Below are 17,577 nucleotides of genomic sequence, written 5' to 3' on the forward strand. Positions count from 1 at the left end.
CAATGAAACATATATATATACTGATTTCGATGGCTTTACTTTGCTCTTGTCGATCAAAAAACGATGATAAATCTACCGTGGAAGGGAAGGTCGAGCGAGAGCAGATTACGGTGGTAACTAAGGTTCCTGGCAAGATCGAAAAGATCTTAGTTAGTGAAGGAAGCATGGTACATGCTGGCGACACACTTGCAATTTTAAGTATACCGGAAGTGGATGCGAAAGCAGAGCAAGCACAAGGTGCTTTACAATCGGCTGATGCGCAATACAATATGTCTGTCAAAGGGGCAACGAGTGGACAGTTGGTGCAACTAGAAGCCAAAGTGGCGGGTTTAAAAGAGCAGTATGAGTTTGCGAAAAAATCGATAGAACGATTGGATAACCTGTTGCGTGATAGCCTGATTCCGCAGCAGAAATACGATGAAACATACGCGAAATTCCAAGGTGCTAAAAATCAATATCTAGCAGCACAAGCTGAAATTGCTGAAGCTCGGAATGGGGCGCGCTTGGAGCAACAGATCATGGCATTGGGACAAAAGGAACGCGCGCAAGGAGCTGTAGCCGAGGTAAAGGTAGCCGCAGCAGAAAAATATGTCATTGCGCCACAGGATATGAGTATCGAATCGATTAACCTAAAAGTAGGCGAGTTGGCACTTGCGGGCTATCCGATTGTTAATGGATTTCTAGAAAACTCAACCTACTTCAGGTTTACCATTCCTGAAAATAAGATTTCCTCATTGCAAAAGGGGAGCGAGGTAACGTTGACAGCGCCATACTTTAATAATAAAGTAATCAAAGGTAAGGTTGTTGCTGTAAAAGCATTGAATTCATATGCTAATATTGCCACGGCATATCCAGACTATGATAATCAGTTGGCGCTCTTTGAGATCAAAGTCGTGCCACAGGATCCAACTGACGCAAATGAACTATTAACAAAGACATTGGTTGTTTTGAGTAGTAAGTAGTTGATAGATAGTAGATGGTAGTTGGTTGATGGTAGAGCCGCAAGATATTGTGGCTAGTTGAAAGTATCAGCAATAGACGTAAAATCAAAACTACAAACTATAAACTACATACCATGAACTATAAACTTTATAATTTGAAAACACTTTTAGAACTTATTGGTCGCGAGTTTACCTTATTCTACAAGAACAAGGTTTTATTGGTACTTTTCTTAGGGGCTCCGATACTCTATGGTGTATTAATTGGCCATGTGTATCAGCAGGGCAAGGTTACCCAGATGCCCATCGTTGTTGTCAATGAAGATAATGGACCGATGAGCCAAACGTTTATCGACATGCTTCGAGATAATGAAAGTATCCGCGTGGCACAAATATTACCCTCTTTATTTTCTTCGAAAGACGTGGCGCTGACACATGAAGCGACCACTATTGTGCATATTCCGCGAGACTTTAGTTCGGGCATACAGCAAAACAGACTGCCAGAACTGACCCTTTTTGTCGATGGTTCGAACACGTTGACTTCCAATACAGCAATGATGGCCGTGAACGTATGTGCAATGACCATGAAAGCGGGTATTCAAATCCAATCACAAATGAAGAAGGGCGTACCTGCATACATTGCAACACAGCAGTATGAGCCTTTTAAGACCACCATTGTAAAGCAAAATATCAGGAGCGGAAACTATCTTTATTTCATGCTTCCAGGGGTATTGATAACGGTTCTACAACAGGTATTACTACTCGCTTTAGCACTCACGTTCTCTTCTGAATTCGAGAATAATACGTTTGGGAACCTCGTTGCCAAAATGCCGAATGTTTTCGGGCTTATTATCGTTAAAGTTGTTCCTTACATGCTCATGTCAGTGGGTATAATCGCATTATACTGGGGATTTGGCAAGTACTACAAAATGCCCTTGCATGCTGATTTTTGGTGGTTTACCTTATGTACTTTTGTATTTATTCTAGCCGTTTGCTTTATCGGTATATTGGTAAGTGCAGTATTACCATCGCAGCTAAAAGCAACCGAAGTATTAATGGTTATCGCAACACCGGCATTCATATTAAGCGGGTTTACTTGGCCGGCAAGCCTGATGCCCACTTGGGTACAGTGGATCGCTAATGTAATTCCATCCACACACTACCTGCGCATTTTTCGTCTCATGTTCATCCAACATGGAGAAAACTACCATACAGACAAAGCATTAATTGCATTATCAATCATAGCAATAGTTAGCTTTATCCTCGTCGTTATAGTATTGGCGTGGAAGATGAAGAAAGTAAAAGCTGAAAAATAAAAGAGACGGTATTAATCTTCGTTTTCTGTGATATTGTTACCTAAGGGATTTATCTTAGAAACCAAAACTTTATCTATACGGTGACCGTCGAGGTCAATAACTTCGATACGATAATTTTTGAAAACAATGGATTCTCCTTCAAGTGGTATATGATCGAGTGTTAAAAATACAAGCCCACCAACGGTTGTGACGTTTGAGAGCTCATCCTCATCATCTTCATCCAAAGCAATATCAAAGTAGGTGAAAAAGTCAGAAATATGCATCCGACCGTCCACCAAAAATGTACCGTCTTCTCGCTTTGTAATCTGCGTTTCGCCCGTATTGCGATCGATATCCAAATCACCAAACAGTGCACGCACAATATCTTTAGTCGATACGATACCTTGTGGAATACCATATTCGTCTATTACCACCGCTAACTGTGACCTTGTATTTTTAAAGATATCCAATACGCTACTTGCGTAACTATTTTCGTTCACAAAGGGAACGGGTTCGATGAGATCTTCCAAGTTAATTGTTTTCTCGTCAATATAATGTTTAAGAAAGGTTTTTACATGCACAATACCTCGGACACGATCGAAACTACCATCTACCACCGGAAATTCAGTATGCTCTGAATTACGAATAATAGCTTTGTTTTCATCGATGGTATTTTGCAAATCCAAACTGTCGATATCAGAACGGTGAACCATAAGGTTACGCGCTTTTTTGTCTCCCAATAAAAGCAAACGATCCATAATATCATGCTCAAAATCTTCAATAACACCGCTATCGACACCTTCGTCAACAAGTGCTTTAATCTCTTCCTCGGTCACTGTGTTTTTAGAGACCTTAATATTTAACATCTTCACGATGGCATCGGTGGATGCGCTAAGTAACCAAACAAATGGTTTTACCAGTTTACTTAAGAAAAGCATAGGGGCAGCAACAAACATCGCGTACTTCTCTGGAATTGCCATACCGATTCGCTTTGGAACAAGTTCTCCTATAACAAGCGAAAGATATGTAATGACTAAAACAACCAATAGCACCGAAATTTGTTGACTGTAAGGAGCCAAAAAACCAATCTGATTAAATTGTTCTGCAAGGAAAGAAGATAGCGTACCGCCACTAAAAAAACCCGTTAAAATACCGATAAGTGTAATTCCAATTTGAACGGTAGACAAAAACTGATTTGGATTTTCTTTTAATGCTAGTGCTGTTTTGGCCGCCTTGTTGTTTTTATCGGCCGCTGCTTGTAGCCGTGCTTTTCGACTTGAAACGATAGAAATCTCTGAAGCAGATAGAATACCATTTAAAATTATAAGAGCAAGAATTATGAGTATCTCAGTGAGCATATAGTTGAATTTGTCTCTCTAAACTTAAAAAAAAAGGATGTAAAACCAAAATTAATATCGGTAACGATTCATCTACTGGTGTATACCTTATGGTTCTGCTGATGACAGACCTTGGATCTTTCATGATTTCGTGAAAACAAGCCTTTGGGCTTTGGTAAAGCGTTTTATCAAAACTAAACTAAGTTTAGTATAAATATACAATAAGAGCGCGATATGTAAATTAGTTGATACAAAAAAGCGATCCTCTTTCCACGAAAAGAAGTGCAAACGTTTGTCTTTATTGTAGGCTTTTCTTTTCCATAATATTTATAGATATTGGCTTTCTGTAAGCATAAATTATGTTAATTTTTGAAAGTTTCTAATGTTTGATTATAAAAATAATATTGAATTCGTAGCGGCAAACCAGTTTAGAATTAAGGGCGAAATCTTAAATATAGATCGCTTCGGATCGGGACATATAAATGATACTTTTTGTGTTCGCACAGATGCCTCTAATGGTAAAAGCTATTTATTACAACGCATAAATCATCATATTTTTTCCAATGTGGAGGGCTTGATGCACAACACGAAAATTGTGTTAGATCATCTAAAAGCAAAACTAGCACATCTTGGTACAGAGTATGTAGAAAAAAGTACGCTAACGCTGATTCCGACAATAGTGGATGGCCTGTATCATCAAGATGAAAAAGGTGATTACTGGCGCATGTTCTTGTTATTGGAGAACACCAAAAGTTATGATATTGTGGAGACCCCTCAACAGGCATTTTCTGGAGGACAGGCTTTCGGTCAATTTCAAAAAAGACTATCAGATCTGGATGCCCGTAATTTGGTAGAGATCCTTCCCAATTTTCATAACATTGATTTTCGGATGGATAATCTCCGAAAAGCGATTGCGGACAATAAAGCAGGTCGGGTAGATGCTGTCTCTGATATACTTGCCTATATTTTCGAACGTGAAGAGCGTATGCGTAATATACTCAAGATGGCTAACGCAGGCGAACTCCCATTACGTATCACGCACAATGACACCAAATTCAATAATGTTTTATTGGACCAGGATGACAATGTACAGTGTGTAATAGATTTAGATACGGTTATGCCCGGGTATGTGGCCTATGATTTTGGAGATGCAATTCGTACGATTATCAACTCCGCTGCTGAAGATGAGGAGGATGTAACAAAAGTGGTGTTAAACATCCCGCTGTTTCAAGCATATACAGAGGGGTATCTAAGCGAGGCAAGAGAATTCTTGACTGATGCAGAGATGAACTCGTTGCTTGACGGTGTGTTTTTGCTTCCTTTCATGCAAGCTGTACGTTTCTTGACCGACTATATTGATGGTGATACATACTATAAGATACATTATCCGGAACATAATTTGGTAAGAACAAAATCACAGCTTAAATTAGTGCAGGAATTAGAGCTTCATGAAGAAGAACTAGCCGCTATACTAACAGAAAATATTACTAAATAAGCACAGCTATATGTCTATATTACATGTTCCCCAAGTCGAAGTTCAGGTCCATAATTTTGATTATCATGCCTTACAGCAGCAGTTAACTGGACAGGAATGGCATGAAATAGGACATGTAAATTGGCCTGCGGAATATCCATATAAGCCCAAGGTAGCGTTTCAGATTGTACATAATGGATCATCCATCGTATTGCACTATGCCGTTGAAGAGGATTATGTGAAAGCGCAATACATCCGTCCGAATGAGGCCGTATGGGAAGATAGTTGTGTAGAGTTCTTTCTTTCTTTGGACAATAAAGAGACCTACTATAACATCGAGTTTAATGTATTAGGTACGGGACTGATTGGTTATGGACCAGGAGTAAAGAGTGAAAGAAATCGACTTACGCCGCAAGAAATTGAGCAGGTTTCGACAGCAACTTCAGTTGTGCAAAGATCGGGTGCAAAAAAGTGGAATATGATTATGGTTATTCCTGCCCTCGTGTTCAATAAGCAAGGGGACATAACTTTGTCTGGACTTCGTGCCTTTGGCAATTTCTACAAGTGCGGCGATGAATTGCCGCAGCCACATTTTATCTCGTGGAGCCCAATCGGACATCCTACACCCAATTTTCATCTCCCCGCATTTTTTGGGGAGCTGATCTTTGAATAGTCGAAAAGTTGAATTAAAATTTATCCTGCATACCCAAAAATCCTGTTAAGCCACCTGTGTGTACTAACAGGATTTTTGATTTTGGAGCAAAGTAACCTTGCTTTGCCAGATCATAGACCGCATAAAAAAGCTTACCGGTATAGGTCGGCTCTATTAAAATCCCCGTTTCTTGTGTAAATGTTTTAATGAAATCAATCAGTTCAGGTTTCGTTTTGGCGTATCCGCCGAAATGATAATCGGTATGGAGCGTAATATGGTCTGTTGTTATGCCCAACGCCGCAACCTCGTCGCGGATAAAATCACCTGCTTTTAATACAGGAACACCATGGAGCGCTGGTGCCTCTGCTGTAGGTGCTGTATCTAAACCTGAGCCTAAACCTAGCGAAAGTCCGGCCAAAGTAGCACCGGTGCCACAAGCGCAGAACAGGTGGGTATAATTGTCTTGAAGCTCCTCGATCAGTTCACTGACACCTTCTGCCGCAGCTCTGCTATAACCGCCTTCATCAATAAAATAACTCGCTGGGTCTTCACCAAAGTGTAGCGCATAAAGTAGTTCTTTGTTTTTGTATGCTTCCCGATCCACAAAGTGCAGCTGCATACCAAAGGTACGGCATAAGGTTAGAACTGTGTTGTGCACTTCCTCACCGCGCACAAAGGCATGCGTCTGAAAGCCGAATTTAGCACCAGCACAGGCTGTTGCTAATAAATGGTTCGACCACGCACCTCCGAAAGTGACAAGGGTTGTTTTTCCTTTTTGGTAAGCATCTTGAAGGGGATACTTTAACTTACGCCACTTATTTCCTGATATATAGGGGTGTATCATGTCGTCCCGTTTTACAAAAAAACGGAGATCTAACCCTTGGAATAAGGTCGTCACTATTTCTTCTTCAGGACTAAAAAAATCAAATCTCAGCATATTTACGTGACCAAAGTTAGTAGATTTTAAAGGATTTCAATACTTTTGTGTGATGGTAGAAGATTTAGATTTACAAGAACAGGACGAACAGGAGTTGTTTGAGCATTTACGTATCGAAGCAGATAAAGGACAAGCTTTGTTGCGCTTAGATAAGTTCCTGATGAACAGGGTGGAAAACACTTCCAGAAACCGGATTCAAAATGCAATTGAGGCGGACAACGTTCTTGTGAATGGTAAGATCGTAAAAGCAAGTTATAAAGTTAAACCGCTGGATGTGATCACGGTAGTGTTGCCGGATCCTCCACGTGATACAGAAGTTTACCCAGAGGATATCCCTTTGGATATTACGTATGAAGATGATGATCTGCTGATTGTGAATAAAGCGCCTGGAATGGTCGTTCATCCGGGATACAATAATTATACAGGAACATTGGTCAACGCATTGACCCATCACCTTAACCAGCTTCCAACGATGCCCGGTAATACTGGACGCCCTGGACTGGTTCACCGCATTGATAAGGATACATCGGGCTTACTTGTTATCGCTAAAAATGAATGGGCGATGACTTTTTTAGCTAAGCAGTTCTTTGAACACAGCTTAGAACGTAAGTATATTGCTTTGGTATGGGGCGACATTGCGGAGGATGGAACGATTAAAGGTTATATTGGTCGCAACCTAAAAGATCGTCGTATTATGGAGCTTTATCAGGAGCCTGAGCAGGGACGATGGGCGGTGACACACTATAAGGTGCTGGAACGTTTAGGTTATGTAACGCTATTGGAGTGCGAACTGGAGACGGGACGTACGCATCAAATTCGTGCAAGCTTGAAATCTATTGGACATCCGTTATTTTCTGATGAGGTTTATGGTGGGGATAAGATCTTGAAGGGGACTGTTTTTAATAAGTATAAACAGTTTGTCCAGAACTGTTTCGATATTTTACCGAGACAGGCACTTCATGCGAAATCACTGGGATTTATACATCCTAAAACGAAAGAAAAGGTTTACTTTGAAGAACCGCTACCGGCCGATTTCCAGGCGGGGTTAGACAAATGGCGTTCTTATGCTGCTATACTGCCATCAGACTCTAATGGTTGATTTTATCTATGTCAGTAGTGTATATAAATTTTAACGGGAAGATTATTCCCGCAGATGAAAATATTGCCACGGCCGATAACAGAGCACTCCGTTATGGAGATGGTTTGTTTGAAACGATGCTGTGGAAGGATGGTGATATCCGCTTTTTGAAATTGCATGTCGAGCGTTTGCAGCAGGGTTTGCAATTGCTGCAATTTGAAGAGTTTAGTATATTCGATACTTTTTTTATTCGCTCGAAAGCGGAGGAGCTGATCCGTAAGAACAATATGGTAGGGCAGCAGGTTCGTGTCCGCTTTATTGTGTACCGCGATGGCGGCGGATTGTATGCGCCAGATTCTAATAAACCGGTATATATCCTGCAGGTCGCTCGGATTCCTGCCTCTTTACGCGATAAAAAGGTGGGGTTGATTGTGGATCTGTTTACTGGTTTTAAGAAACCATATAGCGATCTTTCGCACCTGAAGTCGAATAATGCTTTGGTCTATGTGATGGCGGGGATCTTCAAGAAGAAATTTGACTATGATGAGGTTTTCTTACTGAATCAAGAGGGGTATCTCTGTGAAGGTCTGATCTCTAATATCTTTGTTTACTACGAGAAGACGCTTTATACGCCGGCGCTTACGCAAGGTTGTGTCGATGGTGTGATGCGTAAAGTGGTGATGGAGATTGCGGAAGCGGAAGGCATACCGGTCGTGGAAGCACAGATCAGCCCAGAAATCATGAAGCAGGCGGATGAGATTTTCTGTACCAATGCAGCGCAAGGTGTCCAGTGGGTTATGGGCTATAAGCAGAAGCGTTACTTCAATAAGATATCACGAATTTTGCAGGATAGACTGCAAACTTGGTCGCTGAACGAAGGGGGGTAGTACGCTGCTTCAATTAGCGTCAGTAGAAGACTTGCGCAGCTGTTATCATACCGACGCTAGGAGGTATCTACGCACTATTTCTATAACGGGTAAAACGTGCTTAGTTCGTAGATTCCTCCTCGTACCTCGTTCGGAATGACGGAAAAGCGTATGCTTGCGCTCTCTACAAACATCATTGCATGTTGATCTCTTTATCACTATATTGACAGCGTATGTACCGCTTTTCGAAGCAGTGTACCTATGCTACAGCTCTTATAGTTACCATCATACCGACGCTAGGAGGTATCTAATCACTATGTGTAATAGCCCTTGCTAGCGCGATCCTGTGGCTCGTGTCCAATATTGGATTATCTAAAAGGGCGACCTCAAGGGTAGCGTGGGCATGAATTGACATACGTAGGGGCTGGGCTTGTCCCTGCCCTTGACTTTGGCTTGTTATTACCCGCCACACATGCTTGTTTTTTGGTTTCGAAAAATATAAACACTGTGGTAGCGCTATTTAATTGTCGGTAAACTTACGGCCAATGCCTTTAAATTATACTATTGTTCTACAGTAGTGCTACGGAATCGGTACATTAATGTACGGGTTTAGTACATCTCCCGTAGGACTTCAGTACCTTCGTCCTACTAAACTAGTACATCAATGGTACATTAATAGGCCTTCAATAGTACTTTAGCATGTAAGTTAGCTGCGCTGGTCTTTGCTGAACTAGGAACAAAGCAGTCGCAGCAGGACTCGCTTGCTGGCGCGAGCCTAATATTAAACGTATAAGTATAAAGGCACGAGCTAAAAGCCTGCCTACCGCAGGCAGGCTCGCGCCAGCGACGGCCTTTGGCTCGTGTCCCGTGTTAGTTAAATGCTTAGCGGAAAGCCCTAGTCACCGCTATAAAGTCAATCCCCCCTAATCCCCTTAGGAGCCAAACTTTTTCGTTCCGGCGACACACAAAACCACGCCAGCTGTAACAGCAATCATATCTGTACTCACCGTTTCGTGCAGGATAGTTGCCGCAAGTGTCATCGCAAAGAAAGGCTGTAATAATTGCAACTGCCCAACCTGCGCAATTCCACCTTGCGCCAGACCACGATACCAAAAGATAAAACCGATAAACATACTGAACATGGACACGTAAGCCAATCCAATCCATGCAGGTGTGCTCACCTGGGTGAGTGTTGTCGGCCAGTATACCCCGATAAAAGGTAACAGAAATGGTAGCGCAAAGACCAATCCCCAAGAGATAACTTGCCAACCTTCCATCGATTTAGCCAATCTAGCTCCTTCGGCATAACCTAGTCCACATAACAAGATTGCTCCCAGCATTAACAGATCTCCGACAGGAGACACCGTCAGTCCTTCCCGAATAGCATATCCGACCACTAAAAGACTCCCCAAAATGGAAAATAACCAGAAGATGGGTTTTGGTCGTTCACCACCGCGCAGGACACCAAAGGATGCCGTGACCAAGGGGAGGAGACCAACAAAGACGATAGAGTGCGCGGAGGTCATGTGCTGCAAAGCTAATGCACTCAACAGCGGGAAACCGATGACAGCGCCAATAGTAACGAAGAGCAAAGGTACTCGGTCTTGCTTCTTAGGCCATTTTATGCCGAAGAATGTAAGTACAGCAAGCGCCAATAACCCGGCTACTGCTGCACGAATTAGTGTGACAAACACAGGATCCAAATCCTGCACTGCAAGCTTTGTTGCCGGAAGGGAGCCGCTAAAAAGTACAACGCCAATGAAGCCATTAATCCAACCGCTTTTGTTGCCTTTCGATACAGTATTCGTCTTATCCATTATATTTTATTCAGGAATATTAGATAACAAATCTATATCTATAAACGCAACTATAACAGACTCAGTTTTTGTGATTTTAATGGGTACAGATTGGAGATTAGACAAATTAATGCAATAAGAAAATACGATCTTGTGTAAAATTTTATTTGTTTAATCTATATATTTTAAGAATTTAATTCTGATAAATTTTGTTTTTTGATTTCAAGCTACCTATATTTACCCATAAAGCGCCTCGAATACAATACCATAAAGATGCACGAGTTTCTTTACATTCTCTGACGTCTTTCGATTAAGAAGTAAACTATAACCCCTCTTGCTTTTCACAGGAGTATCTTGAAAATCCTTAAAGGGTAAAGCAAGTTTTTTAAAGTGATTATTATGAAAAAATTATTATTTGTATTTTTTAGTCTTTTTTTATTGTTTTCTTGTTCATCAGAAGATGATAATTTAAAGGTTCAGCCAGAACAAGAGTTAAATGAAACAGAAGTAATAGCTATTTTATCAAGTTCTATGCACGAGTTAAAAAGTAGAAAATTTCTACTTTATGAAAGCAATGATAAAATAGATATAAAAGAGCAGTACAAATTGAACTTAGAATATCTTAAAAGTAGAACAGGAGTTGATTTAGAATATAATGATGATGAGTTTGATAATATGCTGAGTATATTTCAAGGAGATTTAACATCTGATTTTAAAATAAATGAGGAAAAAGTAAAGAAATATAAAGATGAACTTTATAAAAGTGGTAAAAAAGAAGTTTATGACAAGTCTTTAAAGATTCTTAATATAGTATATGCGAATGATCCTTCTAACTCAATAATTTCACCTAGAATTTCATGGGGCTGTGGGCTTGCTATTGCATCTAATGTTGGCGCAACATTAGGGTTAACAGCTTGTGTAACAGGAGTAGGCTGTCCTCTTGCTGTAGCAATGAAAGCTCTAGCTTTAGTGGCGGTTGTAGAAGCTTGCTAATAATAGAGAATTTAGATATGAAAAAAAAACATTATATATATGTATATCTTATGTTTTGTTTGCTATTACAAATTGCTTTGGTTTATTTTTACGTGATTAAAAAAATTAACACGAAGGAATTAATTCTAATAGGATGTGTTAACACAGGTGTATTGTCTGTTTTTATCTTAAACATCAAACACTTTAATAAAAATTAAATATGTAGCCTCACCATTTGGTTACTTTAACAAAGAAAGACGCCTAAAGGCGTCTTTCTTTGTTTATCTAAATACTTCTACCGTTTCAGCGGTGTTTCTCTATTAATTTCAGTCATATCGACATCGTTATATTTCGAATCACCCAAAAGGTGCTCAGAGAAGTAATCTGCCATCTTCCAGAAGAAATACTCCGTCATATTCCCGAAAGCATGACGCTGTCCTGGGAGCAATAAGAAGTCGAAACGTTTATTCGCTTTAATCAAAGCATCTACCATACGGATCGAGTTTGCCGGGTGCACATTATTATCAATATCACCCGTTGCAATCAACAACTTACCTTTCAAGTTCTTTGCCAACTCGGTGTTTTTATCAATCTGGTACGAGAATGTTGTATCACCTTTCGCGCTTACTTTCTCCACCACACCGTGGTGACGCTCACTCCACCAACGATTGTAAATGTTGTTTTCATGGTTACCAGCACCTGAAACCGCTACTTTAAAGAAATCCGGGTACACCAACATTGCAGCAGTCGACATAAACCCACCGCCGGAGTGCCCCGTGATCCCCACACGATTTACATCCAAGAATGAATAACGATTTGCCAGCTGCTCCGCTGCAACTTTTTTATCTTCCAAGCCGTAATCACGTAAGTTACCATAACCATAGGTATGGTACCATTTAGAACGCGAAGGATGCCCACCGCGGTTACCTACTGTAATCACGACAAACCCCATTTGCGCTAAACGATCGATACGATCCATGCTGCGACCAAAAGATTTATTGACAGCCTCTGTCTGTGGTCCAGGATATACGTACTCCACAATAGGGTACACACGCGTAGAGTCGAAATCAAATGGCTTGTACATCACCCCATAAAGATCCGTAATTCCATCTCCAGCTTTTACTTTGAACGGTTCCGGGAACTTATATCCAGCCGCAAAAAGTTGACTTAAATCCGCTTCTTCAAGCTTCATGATTAGCTGTCCAGAGGCACTATATAGATCAGATTTTGGTGCGGTATTAACGCGAGAATAGTTATTTACAAAGTATTTTCCACTTTCACTAACCTCCACCTGGTGGTCAAAATTACCTTTATTCAATAGTTTAGGTTGCCCACCATTAATGGATAGACTATAATGGTGCAAGTAGTACGGATCCTCATTTAATTCCTTTGCATTCGCTGTAAAGGTAAACTGCTGCGTCGCTTTATCGTAGCCCGTAATCGCTTCACAGTTAAACTCTCCGCTGGTAAGCTGTCGTACTAATTTACCCTCTTTGCTATATAAGTAGAAATGTCCCCAGCCATCGCGCTGCGACCAATGTATAAACTGACTTTCATTATTTACGAAGTAAGGTTTTTTGATGTCCTGATAGACATTAGAGCGCTCTTCCACAACGGTACGCACATCACCATTGATCGATACGGCAACAATATCGATCCGCTTTAAGTCACGACTACCGCGTGTTACATAAAACTCCTGATTGTCACCCAACCAGTAGCTTATAAAGTGTTTTCCTTTATAGCTAGATTTATCTTGATCTTTCCCATAGATGGCTATCGTTTGATTCTTAAACGCGCCAATTGATACCTGCTTAGCGTTAAAGTTTGCCGCATTAAAGATATATAATTCTGCTTCTGTAGAGTCCGTCTCTCCAGGAACAAGATACTTATACGTCTCCAATGTAGGTCTCTTCTGTCCAACATTATTGATTACCCAAAGCGGGTTCAGGTGACGGTTATCTTTTCGCGTTAGTGCAAAGTATTTACCATCTGGAGACCAGCTTAAACGAACAGGCTGTCTTTTCTTACTTTCATCTTCGTCCTTATCGTTGCCCGTTGTCACACTATATTGATCGCCTCCCCAAGCATAATACTGCATGCCATCCTTGGTTACCTGATGTTCTACAATCGTGGAATCTTTATCATCTTTGATCGCTTTTTCTAAATTAGCGCGATCCATCCAATAGATGTTGTAATTTTTGGCAAAGAAAACCTTATTGGTATCCGGAGATACCGATGCCCAGTAGGGTTTATCCTTCTCTTTCAACGTATCAGCAATCTCGCGCAGTTGTTTGGTTGCAATCGTATACTCGAGAAAATAGGTCTTTTTCTTTATGCTATCTGCTTTGTTTTTAAGCTTTGCCAACTCATCTTTGCTCTTCACGGTATCTTTTGTGCTACGCACCTCAAAACGGACGTGTTTTTCATCATCCGTAAATTTCAAGTTCTCAACAGCCAAATGCTGCGCATCAAAAGGGTTTTTGACAATCCGCGTTACCTGTGCGGCCATATCGGCATTATCAAACAAGACATAGCGACTTTTTGCTAATGGATCTACAACATACCATTTTTTACCTGTAGAGGTTTGGTATTCGTACCAAAAGCGGTCACTATGGTTGATCCAGTTTGGTTTTACTTCAGTGGTGAAGATCATTGTACGTAATTTGGAAGGCGAAAATTTCGCTGCCAAATTGTAATTCGCTTTGACCGTAGGTTGTTCGGTCTGCGCCATGCTCCCAAGGCTCGCGCCCAATAGGAGTAAAGAGAGTAATTTACGCATGAATATGAGTCAATAATATGATGCGCTAAAGTACAGAAAAGCCCTCTTAGGGAGGGCTTAAAGATTGTAATAATTTAAGGACATTATCCTTTAAATACGGTTTATTTCATGTTTATTACTTGATCGACGATATAACGTGTGTTTCCTCGCCAAGGCAAAACACCATGGTACTCCTTGTAGTGGAGGTCAAAAAACTTCCCACTATTAACTTCCAACATGTGGAAGATACTATCATTCTCAACCGAAAAAACGAACTCGTTACTAGAAATGCCTACACCAGCTTTAGCACTCCCAAACCCTTCTTGAATAAGCTTTCCTTCGTAGGTTTTAAAGAGATTTCCCTTTTTTACGGCGTAGTTAAGATATCCCGATTTTACTCCTTCTCCAAATACAAAGAAGTATTTCCAATAAACAAAGGCGCCGATTCCCAGAAAAGCAATAATAAGAAACCAACTTAAGAATTTACGAAAGCCATTGGATTTCTTCACAAGAGGATCATTTGATGTTGTCATACACGTAATTTATATGTATTAAAGATATTGTCTTTTTGTGATAAAATAAAATTTTAGTTATTAAGCATTATTTACCGGCGGGTAAAAACGAAACTTGATCTCTGATTTCTCAATCAGACGTCTACCATCGTCGTTAACCGACTCAAGGTACACTGTCTTATTTATTTTATCATAACGATCCTGAACCTTTTTAAGGGCTTCAAGGGCAGACATATCTACAATACGGCTTTCGGCAAAATGAATAATCACCCGATCCGGATCATCGTTGTAGTCAAATTTCTCTACAAAGGCAGAGGCAGAACCAAAGAAAAGTGGCCCATGAATATGGTAGTGCTTCACGCCATTTACATCGGTTGTTTTTCGTGCACGTATCATTTTTGCGTTGTCCCAGGCAAAGACCAGCGCTGAAATAACAACCCCGGCAAGTACAGCTAAAGCCAGGTTATGCAGAAGAACCGTAATAACGGCAACTAAAACACAAACGAATACATCCGATTTTGGCATTTTATTGAGTATACCAAAGGTGCCCCATTTGAAGGTTGTAATGGCGACCATCATCATAACGCCAACGAGCGCTGCCATGGGAATGCGCTCAATGACAGAACTACCAAACAGAATAATAAAAAGGATGGTCAAAGAACCAATGATGGCACTTAATCGGGCACGAGAACCCGCATTCAGATTCACAAAAGTCTGCGCAATCATCGCACAGCCGCCCATCCCTGTAAACAGGCCATTCGCCATATTAGCGGCTCCTTGCGCTACACATTCGCGGTTTGAGTCGCCCCGCGTGTCGGTAATCTCATCCACAATAGTAAGCGTTAGCAAACTTTCAATAAGTCCGACACTCGCCATCACCAAAGCATAAGGGAAAATAATGTATAAGGTCTCTAAGTTGAAAGGAATTTGCGGGATATGGAAAGGTGGCAAGGAGCCATCAATCTGCGCGATATCACGGACAGATTTTGTTGGGATACCAAAAGCCATGACCAAGGCAAAAACAACAACGATAGCAATTAGGGATGCTGGTACAGCTTTCGTTATTTTTGGCGCAATAAAAACCACTAATATCGTAAGGGCCACCAGTCCCAACATAGACCATAATTGTTCACCTTGAAGCCAAACCATTTCTCCATTATTCAAAACTTTAAACTGGTCAACCTGAGCCATAAATATAATAACAGCTAAACCATTAAGGAAGCCATACATTACTGGTTCCGGGATAAGGCGAACAAACTTCCCCAGCTTAAATACGCCGACCAGTATCTGGATAATACCAGCCAATAGGACCGCTGCAAAGAGATACTCTACACCGTGGCTCGCAATCAAAGCAACCATAACCACCACAGTAGCTCCGGCACCGCCAGAAACCATACCAGGGCGACCGCCCAGCACAGCCGTAACCAACCCCATAATAAATGCGGCATAAAGACCAGTTAGGGGAGCTAAACCTGCGAAAATGGCAAAAGACAATGATTCTGGAATCATGGTCATCGCCACGGTTAACCCGGCTAATATTTCGTTTTTATAGTTTACTTTCTGCTTAAAGTCAAATAAAGGAATACCACGCATCTGCTGAAAAATCTTAAAGTAGGCAAAAGTGGTTATTTTAATCCAATTTTAGCTTTTATACCTAAACCATTTTATAAGTTCTTTAAAGCTGGCTTTTTTACCGTACATCAAAATACCCACACGATAAATGCGTGCAGCAATAAATGTGGTAACTAAGAATCCCGAAATCAGTAGAACAACGGATACTATAATTTGCCAAGTGGGCACCCCAAAAGGAATACGTACGAGCATGGCAATAGGAGAGGTGAACGGTATAAAGCTCAACCAGGTAGCAATAGCCCCATTAGGATCGTTTACCAGGACACCAAACGAAAGTATATAGGTGAGGAGTAGCGGCATTGTAATAGGCATCGTAAACTGTGAGGCCTCCGTTTCACTATCCACTGCCGATCCAACAGCAGCAAACAGTGCGCTATAAAGAAAATAGCCACCTAAGAAAAAGATGAAAAAGCAAGATAACAACAAAGGGAAATTAACAGAGTCGAGTGCTGTCATCATATCAAAACCCATCTCAGATTTAGTCAATGCATCTTGCTCAATCCCACTTTGGAGAAGCTCAGTCTGTACATTAGCACCATTAAAAATGAAAGCCGTAGCCACACTGGTTAAGGCTATGGATAAGATAATCCACAATAGGAACTGTGTAATACCGACAAGACCAATACCGATAATTTTTCCCATCATCAGTTGGAAAGGCTTTACAGAAGAAATAACAACTTCCACAATACGACTTGTTTTTTCTTCAATAATACCACGCATAACCTGTGCACCATACAAGAACAGGGACAAATACACCAGTACAGATAACGCCATTGCAATTCCCATCGCAACCTCAGTATGACTTTCTTTAGCATCTCCTGTATCACTGATCTCTTTCGCTGTTACCGTTATTTTATCATCAATATTTTGAATAGCCTCAATATCCAACCCCAATCTTGCATATTTATCGTTTCGGATAATATCTTTCAATTGATTTTTAACCTCACTCTGGGTTGTTATATTGGGCTTCCCTGCAGACAGAAGCTCGATGCGCTGGCTGCTGTAAAAATCTTGAGGAATAATAAGCAGGTTATTATTGTCCTCTCCATCCTTTAGTTCACCCATTTGCTCCGTTAAGCTCTTGGCTGATACTTTATAGGTGATATTCTTGTTGCTCTTTAGTTTACCACCAATATTACCTTCAAGATCAATAATATAAACCGTCGCATGGGAATCTTCAAAACTCTTTTTTGTTAAGAAAAATATGCCGACATACATACCAATAAAGAAAAGCGGCACTAAGAAGGTTGTTAATAAGAACGATTTTTTCTTTACTCGACTCAGGTATTCTCGTTGTATGATTAATAGTATTTTATTCATTAGGATGGTT

14 protein-coding genes are annotated in these 17,577 nt (G+C 40.7%); 7 read left to right on the forward strand and 7 right to left on the reverse strand.

What is annotated here, in order from left to right; genetic code table 11:
- The first annotated feature begins 2 nt into the window (after positions 1–2).
- Positions 3–962 (forward strand): HlyD family secretion protein, encoded by a 960-nt coding sequence (locus tag E2P86_RS09890; protein ID WP_134432720.1) that lies wholly within the window; start codon positions 3–5, stop codon positions 960–962.
- Between the two features lie 113 nt (positions 963–1,075).
- Positions 1,076–2,254 carry an ABC transporter permease gene (locus tag E2P86_RS09895; RefSeq protein ID WP_240775486.1) on the forward strand — a complete coding sequence of 393 codons (1,179 nt, stop codon included), beginning with the start codon at positions 1,076–1,078 and terminating at the stop codon, positions 2,252–2,254.
- An 11-nt stretch (positions 2,255–2,265) separates the two neighbouring features.
- Here the strand turns inward: E2P86_RS09895 and E2P86_RS09900 are convergent, their stop codons facing one another.
- Entirely contained in the window at positions 2,266–3,591 is a 1,326-nt protein-coding gene (locus E2P86_RS09900; RefSeq protein ID WP_085471743.1) for a hemolysin family protein, read from the reverse strand.
- A 361-nt stretch (positions 3,592–3,952) separates the two neighbouring features.
- Between E2P86_RS09900 and E2P86_RS09905 the strand changes: the two genes are divergently transcribed.
- A complete protein-coding gene (locus E2P86_RS09905) occupies positions 3,953–5,065 on the forward strand; it encodes a phosphotransferase enzyme family protein (RefSeq protein WP_134432722.1) in 1,113 nt (370 codons plus the stop codon).
- Between the two features lie 10 nt (positions 5,066–5,075).
- Positions 5,076–5,717 carry a carbohydrate-binding family 9-like protein gene (locus E2P86_RS09910; RefSeq protein WP_134432724.1) on the forward strand — a complete coding sequence of 214 codons (642 nt, stop codon included), beginning with the start codon at positions 5,076–5,078 and terminating at the stop codon, positions 5,715–5,717.
- 13 nt (positions 5,718–5,730) lie between these two features.
- Here the strand turns inward: E2P86_RS09910 and E2P86_RS09915 are convergent, their stop codons facing one another.
- Positions 5,731–6,633 carry a 1-aminocyclopropane-1-carboxylate deaminase/D-cysteine desulfhydrase gene (locus tag E2P86_RS09915; protein WP_134432726.1) on the reverse strand — a complete coding sequence of 301 codons (903 nt, stop codon included), beginning with the start codon at positions 6,631–6,633 and terminating at the stop codon, positions 5,731–5,733.
- Positions 6,634–6,685: 52 nt separating this feature from the next.
- On the opposite strand from E2P86_RS09915, the gene E2P86_RS09920 reads away from it, so the two are divergent.
- Together E2P86_RS09920 and E2P86_RS09925 are read left to right on the forward strand one after the other, a co-directional pair.
- Complete coding sequence (locus E2P86_RS09920) at positions 6,686–7,732, forward strand: RluA family pseudouridine synthase (protein WP_134432728.1); 1,047 nt, start codon at positions 6,686–6,688, stop codon at positions 7,730–7,732.
- Between the two features lie 8 nt (positions 7,733–7,740).
- Positions 7,741–8,598, forward strand: a complete 858-nt coding sequence (locus E2P86_RS09925; protein WP_085471738.1) for an aminotransferase class IV — start codon at positions 7,741–7,743, stop codon at positions 8,596–8,598.
- A 911-nt stretch (positions 8,599–9,509) separates the two neighbouring features.
- Here E2P86_RS09925 and E2P86_RS09930 read toward each other — a convergent pair.
- The gene (locus E2P86_RS09930) at positions 9,510–10,394 is read right to left on the reverse strand and encodes a DMT family transporter (RefSeq protein WP_134432730.1); all 885 of its coding nucleotides are present in this window, start codon (positions 10,392–10,394) and stop codon (positions 9,510–9,512) included.
- A gap of 378 nt (positions 10,395–10,772) precedes the next feature.
- Between E2P86_RS09930 and E2P86_RS09935 the strand changes: the two genes are divergently transcribed.
- Positions 10,773–11,366 (forward strand): hypothetical protein, encoded by a 594-nt coding sequence (locus E2P86_RS09935; protein ID WP_134432732.1) that lies wholly within the window; start codon positions 10,773–10,775, stop codon positions 11,364–11,366.
- Between the two features lie 274 nt (positions 11,367–11,640).
- Here the strand turns inward: E2P86_RS09935 and E2P86_RS09940 are convergent, their stop codons facing one another.
- The 4 genes from E2P86_RS09940 to E2P86_RS09955 form a co-directional block, all read right to left on the reverse strand.
- The gene (locus tag E2P86_RS09940) at positions 11,641–14,124 is read right to left on the reverse strand and encodes a S9 family peptidase (protein ID WP_134432734.1); all 2,484 of its coding nucleotides are present in this window, start codon (positions 14,122–14,124) and stop codon (positions 11,641–11,643) included.
- A 101-nt stretch (positions 14,125–14,225) separates the two neighbouring features.
- Positions 14,226–14,636 (reverse strand): hypothetical protein, encoded by a 411-nt coding sequence (locus E2P86_RS09945; RefSeq protein ID WP_134432736.1) that lies wholly within the window; start codon positions 14,634–14,636, stop codon positions 14,226–14,228.
- Between the two features lie 60 nt (positions 14,637–14,696).
- On the reverse strand, positions 14,697–16,208 hold the full coding sequence (locus E2P86_RS09950) for a SulP family inorganic anion transporter (RefSeq protein WP_134432738.1): 1,512 nt from the start codon (positions 16,206–16,208) through the stop codon (positions 14,697–14,699).
- A gap of 48 nt (positions 16,209–16,256) precedes the next feature.
- On the reverse strand, positions 16,257–17,567 hold the full coding sequence (locus E2P86_RS09955; protein ID WP_134432740.1) for an ABC transporter permease: 1,311 nt from the start codon (positions 17,565–17,567) through the stop codon (positions 16,257–16,259).
- Between the last annotated feature and the right edge of the window lie 10 nt (positions 17,568–17,577).

Origin of the sequence: Sphingobacterium psychroaquaticum (genome assembly GCF_004421025.1) — a bacterium.
GTDB classification, from domain to species: Bacteria; Bacteroidota; Bacteroidia; order Sphingobacteriales; family Sphingobacteriaceae; genus Sphingobacterium; species Sphingobacterium psychroaquaticum.